The organism is Ramlibacter sp. (assembly GCF_013697775.1).
In the GTDB taxonomy this organism is placed as follows: domain Bacteria; phylum Pseudomonadota; class Gammaproteobacteria; order Burkholderiales; family Burkholderiaceae_C; genus Ramlibacter.
Genome location: NZ_JACCWG010000010.1, coordinates 1 through 5,993, shown reverse-complemented (window position 1 = coordinate 5,993; position 5,993 = coordinate 1). Strand labels below are relative to the sequence as shown.

At 68.9% G+C, this 5,993-nt stretch carries 4 protein-coding genes; 1 reads left to right on the top strand and 3 read right to left on the bottom strand.

All coding sequences use genetic code 11. The features are described 5' to 3' along the window. From H0U68_RS00670 to H0U68_RS00660, 3 genes are all read right to left on the bottom strand, one after another. The coding region (locus tag H0U68_RS00670) for a CHASE3 domain-containing protein (RefSeq protein ID WP_296352131.1) at window positions 1-2,239 on the bottom strand (2,239 nt) is incomplete at its 3' end. A gap of 94 nt (window positions 2,240-2,333) precedes the next feature. Then, window positions 2,334-3,101, bottom strand: a complete 768-nt coding sequence (locus H0U68_RS00665; protein WP_296352130.1) for a hypothetical protein — start codon at window positions 3,099-3,101, stop codon at window positions 2,334-2,336. Between the two features lie 287 nt (window positions 3,102-3,388). Beyond that, on the bottom strand, window positions 3,389-4,312 hold the full coding sequence (locus H0U68_RS00660; RefSeq protein ID WP_296352127.1) for an alpha/beta hydrolase: 924 nt from the start codon (window positions 4,310-4,312) through the stop codon (window positions 3,389-3,391). 26 nt (window positions 4,313-4,338) lie between these two features. On the opposite strand from H0U68_RS00660, the gene H0U68_RS00655 reads away from it, so the two are divergent. Further along, window positions 4,339-5,993, top strand: a 1,655-nt coding sequence (locus H0U68_RS00655; protein ID WP_296352126.1) for an AMP-binding protein, incomplete at its 3' end; no start/stop codon positions are given.

Here is a 5,993-nt window from a genome sequence, read left to right as displayed (position 1 = left end):
GCGCGGGTGTGGCCGGCATGCGCAGCGGCTCGGCGATGAGCGGCGGCTCGTCGCCCGGCGCTTTCAACGACAGCGGCCGCTGCGCGAGCGCGGCTTCGTAGCGCAGCGGCAGCGCCAGCGTGAAGGTGCTGCCCTGGCCGGGCGCGCTCTGCACCGACAGGGTGCCGCCCAGCAGGCGCGCCAGGTCGCGCGAGATCGACAGGCCCAGGCCGGTGCCGCCGTACTTGCGGCTGACCGTGCCGTCGGCCTGCTGGAACGCCTCGAAGATCAGCTCGTGCTGCGAGGCATCGATGCCGATGCCGCTGTCGCGCACGTCGAATGCAATCCCCAGCGGGTCGCGCCGCACGCGCAGCGCCACGCTGCCCTGCTCGGTGAACTTGACGGCGTTGGACAGCAGGTTCTTCAGGATCTGCTCGACCCGCTGCCGGTCGCTGAACAGCTGGGCCGGCGCGTCGCTGGCCAGTTCCACCTGCAGCTGCAGGCCGCGCTTGCCCGCCAGAGGATCGAAGGTGGTGCGCAGCGACTCGGCCAGCGAGGCGATGGTGGTGTTCTCCGGCTGCACGTCCAGCTTGCCGGCCTCGACCTTCGCAATGTCGAGGATGTCGTTGATGAGGTTGAGCAGGTCGTTGCCCGAGGAGTAGATCGCCTCGGCGAACTTCACCTGCTCCTCGTTCAGGTTGCCCTGCGTGTTGTCGCCCAGCAGCCGCGCCAGGATCAGCGAGCTGTTGAGCGGCGTGCGCAACTCGTGCGACATGTTGGCCAGGAACTCCGACTTGTAGCGGCTGGCGCGCTGCAGCTCGGCCGCGCGCGCCTCCAGCTCGCCTTGCGCGCCGGTCAGGGCGTCGCGTTGGTCGGCCAGCTGCTGCGTCTGCTCGGACAACTGCAGGTTGGTCTGCTCCAGCTCGGCCTGCTGGTGCTCCAGGTGCGCCTGCGATTCCTTCAGCGCGCGCGACTGCTCTTCCAGCTCCTCGTTGGCGGTGCGCAGTTCCTCCTGCTGCACCTGCAGTTCTTCGTTGAGCTGCTGGGTTTCCTCCAGCACGTCCTGCAGGCGCCTGCGAAAGCGCGCAGCCTCCAGCGCGGCGCCCAGCGCGCTGGAGCACAGCTGCACCAGCTCGCCGTCGCGCTCGGTCAACGGGCGCAGGAAGCCGAGCTCCACGATGGCGCACAGGCGCCGCTCGTTCTCCACCGGCGCGATCAGCACCGCATGCGCGGTGGCGTGGCCCAGGCCCGAGGCCACGCGCAGGTAGTCCTGCGGCACGGTGTCCAGCGCGATCTGGCGGCGCTGCGCGGCGGCTTCGGCCAGCAGGGTGCGCTCGGCGGCGAGCACCTGCTTGTGGGCCTTGGCCTCCAGCGCGTCCTGGTCCCAGCCCCAGGTGGCGATGCGCTCGTGGCCGCCGCCCTCGTGCGGCACGTACAGCACGGCCACCACCGCGTCCAGGTACTGCGAGAAGAATTCCAGCGCGCCGTGGGCCAGGCCGGCCAGCTGCTGCTCGCGCGCCAGCCGCTCGCCCAGCAGCGACTGCCCCTCGCGCAGCCAGGCCTGCGCCTGCAGCACCGCGGCCTGGCGCTGCTGCACGTCCTGCGCCTCGTCGTAGGTCGCCGCCAGCCCCGTCAGCTCGGAGCGGCCGCGCCAGGCGAGCAGGGCGCCCATGCCCAGCATGAAGGCGACGAAGGCGATCACCGTCCACAGCGTGTTGCGGTTGACGGCATCGGAGCGCTGCTGGCGCAGCCGCCGCTCCAGCAGGGTGAACTGATCGAACTCCTCGCGCACCGCTTCCTTGATCCGCCGGCCGTCGTTGACGCGCCCCGCCGGCGAGTAGGCAGGGTCGCGGCGCTTCAGCGTGATCTGCTCGGCGGCGAAGGCGGCCCACTGCTGCTGCAGCGCCTCGACGCGCTCCAGCCGCTCGACCTGCGGCGGGTTGTCGCTCACCAGCGCCTTCAGCCGGTTCGCATTGGTCTTGAGCGCCGCGGCGGACTGCTCATAGGTCTTCAGAAAGCCTTCGTCGCCGGCCAGCAGGAAGCCGCGCAGGCCGCTTTCCATTTCCAGGTCGACCTGCTGCAGCGCGTAGCTGCGCGACAGTACCTGGTCGGTGTGCTCGACCTCGCCGATGGCGCCCAGCAGGTAGGCAATGAGGCTCACGAACAGCAGCGCACTTGCCAGCCCGAGCGCGAGCGGCAGGGTGACGTTGCGGGCGAGGATGCGGCGAAAGCCGGCGGAGTCGGTGGTTGCTGTCGTCATGGATCGCCGTCGGAGGCAACCCATGAGTGTGCCGGAAAGAACTCGGCCGCGGGGTTACCGCGGCCGTAGCTCAACCGCCATCCGCCAGCGCGCCTTACCTGAAAGCACCCAAGCGGGCTTGGGCCGGGCGGCTGCCCTGGCTGGCCGCACGCTGCAGCCAGCGCATGGCCTGGCTCGGGTCCTGCGCCACGGTCACGCCTTCGAGGTAGGCGACGCCCAGGAAGTAGCTCATTTCGGTGCGGCCGAAGCGGATGCCGTCTTCGGTGGCCTTGCCCGAGCGCTTGACGATGGCCGGCACGTCGCCCTGGCCCTGGGCGAACTGCTGCATCTGGTCGATCGTCTGCGCGATGAAGCGGTCGCGCACCTGCTGGGCGGCGGGCTTTTCGGCGCTGGCCTGCACCAGCTCGTCGGCCAGCACCGGCAGGGCTTCGAAGGGCGTCATGCCGCCGCGCATGCGGGGCGAATACCAGGCGCGCAGCATCACCTTGTCCAGCGGCAGCAGGCCGTCGACCTTCCAGGGGAAATAGCTCAGCACGGTCTTGCCGGCGGGATGGCCGCGCACGCCCATCACGTGCATGGCCTCGTGGTACGCGCAGCGCCAGGCGTCGCGGGCGCGCATCTGCACGGCGGCCGAGTCGATGCGGTTCTCGGTATAGAAATTCAGGTAGGTGACACAAGGCTGGTTGTCTTCCAGCATGCTGTCGGGCGTGATTTCCACGCTGACGTTCGCGATTTGCGCGGCGTCGGGCCGGTCGCTCACGTCGACCAGCTTGATGTTGGCTTCCGTCGCGACGGAGCGCAAAGCCTGGATGGTATGTTCGCGGTGCGACGCCATATTGACGCCGTACACGCGAACACGCATCTCTTGTTCCCAACGCACCAGGCGCGTTGGCGTTCCGCTCTGGTGCCAGAGCACTTCCCACAACGTCCCCATGCCTTGCTCGATCTCTTCCGTCGCTGCATAGGCCGGACTGAGCAAAACAGCCCCCAAAAGGGCCAGCACACCCGACATCCTCATGAGTCACCCCTATCGAAGAGTGGAGTTTGAGGTAGGACAGTTCCTACGGCAAGTACTGTTACTTGTCCGACAGGTCCTACAAGGTGCTCAGCCTGACAAATTCACGCTTTTAGGGGTGCTCCTAGGGTTTATCAGAAGGAAGCACCCGAAGTTTCCTGCAGGAACTCCTCGATGAGTCGGGCAACTTCGGCCGGCTGGTCGTGGTGCATCATGTGCCCGGCGCTGTCCACACGGGCGCGGCGCACGTCGGACACGGCCTCCAGCCGATCGTGGAACTCGGCCATGGTGTAGCGGCCCTGGTACCACTGCGCGAACATGTCGTGCTCGGCCTCGACCATCAGCGTGGGCGCGGCAATGCGCTTGTAGATCTCCATCACTTCGTCCACCCGGAACAGCTGGGCATTGACGACCTTGTGCGCCGCGTGGCCAAGGATGTGCCACGTGCCGTCGGCCTCCGCGCGGGCCCAGTGGCGCGCCAGCCAGTCTGCCTTGTCGGCCGCAAGGCGCGGGTTGGTCTTCATCAGCCGTTTGGCCACCGCATCGGCATTGGGGTAGGTGTGCAGGGCGAAGTCGCCGCGGTGCAGCGCCTTCAGCTCGTCCATCCAGCGCGCGTAGCGGGTGGGCGCCTGCGCCGCCTGCGTGGCCGGCATGCCGAAGCCTTCCAGATTCACCAGCTTGCTCACCCGCGACGGCCGGGAGCCCGCGTACAGCATGGCCACGTTGCCGCCCATGCTGTGGCCCACCAGGTGCACCGGGGCGTCGGGCGCGTAGTGGTCGATGAGGAAATCCAGGTCGGCCAGGTAGTCGGGAAACCAGAAGTTGTCGGTGGCGGGCGCCTCGGTCAGGCCGTAGCCGCGCCAGTCGGGCGCGATCACGTAGTGGTTCTGCGCGAAGGCGTCGATCACGAACTGGTAGGACGCGGCGACGTCCATCCAGCCGTGCACCATCACCATCGGCACCTTGGCCGGGCCGGGCCGGCCCCACACCCGCACGTGGTAGTTCAGGCCGCGTATCGGGACAAACTCGCTGCGGGAGGTTCGCTTGACTTGGTACATTGCGCGCAATGATAGGAGAGCGGCTCATGGGCGGCAGCCAAGGACTGGACAACCACCGCGCGATGCACCAGGGCTTCGGCTGGCAGGTGCCGCGCAACTTCAACATGGCGCAGGCCTGCTGCGCGCGCTGGGCCCAGGCGCCGGATGCGGACAGCCGGGTAGCGGTCCGCGCCCACGGCGCGCGCGGCCATGACGCCACGCTCACCTACGCCCAGCTGCAGCGCCGCGCCAACCGCATGAGCAACCTGCTGGCCGGCCTGGGCGTGCGGCGCGGCGAGCGCGTGGCCATCGTCATGCCGCAGCGCTTCGAGACCGCCATCGCCTACATGGCGGTGCTGCAGATGGGCGCCGTGGCGATGCCGCTGTCGATGCTGTTCGGCCCCGAGGCGCTGGAGTACCGGCTGCAGGACAGCGAGGCGGTGGTCGCCATCTGCGACGAAAGCTCGGTCGCCAACATCGCGCAGGTGCGCAAGCACTGCCCGCGGCTGCGCACCGTGGTCGGCGTGGGCGCGGCAGCGCTCTCGGCCGACGTCGACTGGCAGGCCGAATCCGGCACCATGGCCGACGTGTTCACCACGGTGGAAACCAAGGCGGACGAGGGCGCGGTGCTGATTTACACCAGCGGCACCACCGGCCCGCCCAAGGGCGCGCTGATCCCGCACCGCGCGCTGATCGGCAACCTGCCGGGGTTTGTCTGCAGCCAGAACTGGTTCGGGTTTCCGGCAGCCGTTTGCCCTGAGCCTGTCGAAGGGCCCGGGGCTTCGACAGGCTCAGCCCGAACGGATTCGCAAGCCGTCTTCTGGTCCCCCGCCGACTGGGCCTGGACCGGCGGCCTGATGGACGCGCTGCTCCCCTCCCTCTACTTCGGCCGCCCCATCGTTGCCTACAACGGCCGATTCAGCCCCGAGCTCGCCTTCACCCTCATGCAGGAGCAGGGCGTCACGCACACCTTCCTGTTCCCGACGGCGCTCAAGGCCATGATGAAGGCCTACCCCGAGCCGAAAAAGCAGTTTCGCCTGAAGCTGCAGGCAATCATGAGCGCGGGCGAGGCGGTCGGCGACGCGGTGTTCGCCTACTGCCGCCAGCACCTCGGGGTGACCGTCAACGAGATGTTCGGCCAGACCGAGATCAACTACGTCGTCGGCAACTGCAGCATGAACGGCCGCACTGAAGGCGGCATCGGCTGGCCGGCGCGCCCGGGCAGCATGGGCCGGCCGTACCCCGGCCACCGCGTGGCGGTGATCGACGATGCGGGCAACGAATGCCCGCCCGGCGTGCCGGGCGATGTGGCAGTGAACCGCTGCGACGTGCACGGCGACCCCGACCCGATCTTCTTTCTCGGCTATTGGAAGAACGAAGGCGCGACCGGGCGCAAGTTCACCGGCGACTGGTGCCGCACCGGCGACTTGGCCACGCGCGACGATGACGGCTACCTCTGGTACCAGGGCCGCGCCGACGACGTGTTCAAGGCGGCCGGCTACCGCATCGGGCCGAGCGAGATCGAGAACTGCCTGGTCAAGCACCCAGCCGTGGTCAACGCGGCCGTGGTGCCCAAGCCCGACGCCGAGCGCGGCGCGCTGGTCAAGGCCTATGTGGTGCTGGCGCCGCACGCGGCCGTGGCGCGCGGTGCGGTCGAAGGCGGCGCTTCGCGAGGGCGTGCATTGTCCCGTGCCGGCCTCCC

What these genes read in the sequence shown, in the direction of transcription:
- H0U68_RS00665 (WP_296352130.1), bottom strand. Translation starts at nt 3,101, where the DNA reads ATGCGTGTTCGCGTGTACGGCGTCAATATGGCGTCGCACCGCGAACAT.
- H0U68_RS00660 (WP_296352127.1), bottom strand. Translation starts at nt 4,312, where the DNA reads ATGTACCAAGTCAAGCGAACCTCCCGCAGCGAGTTTGTCCCGATACGC.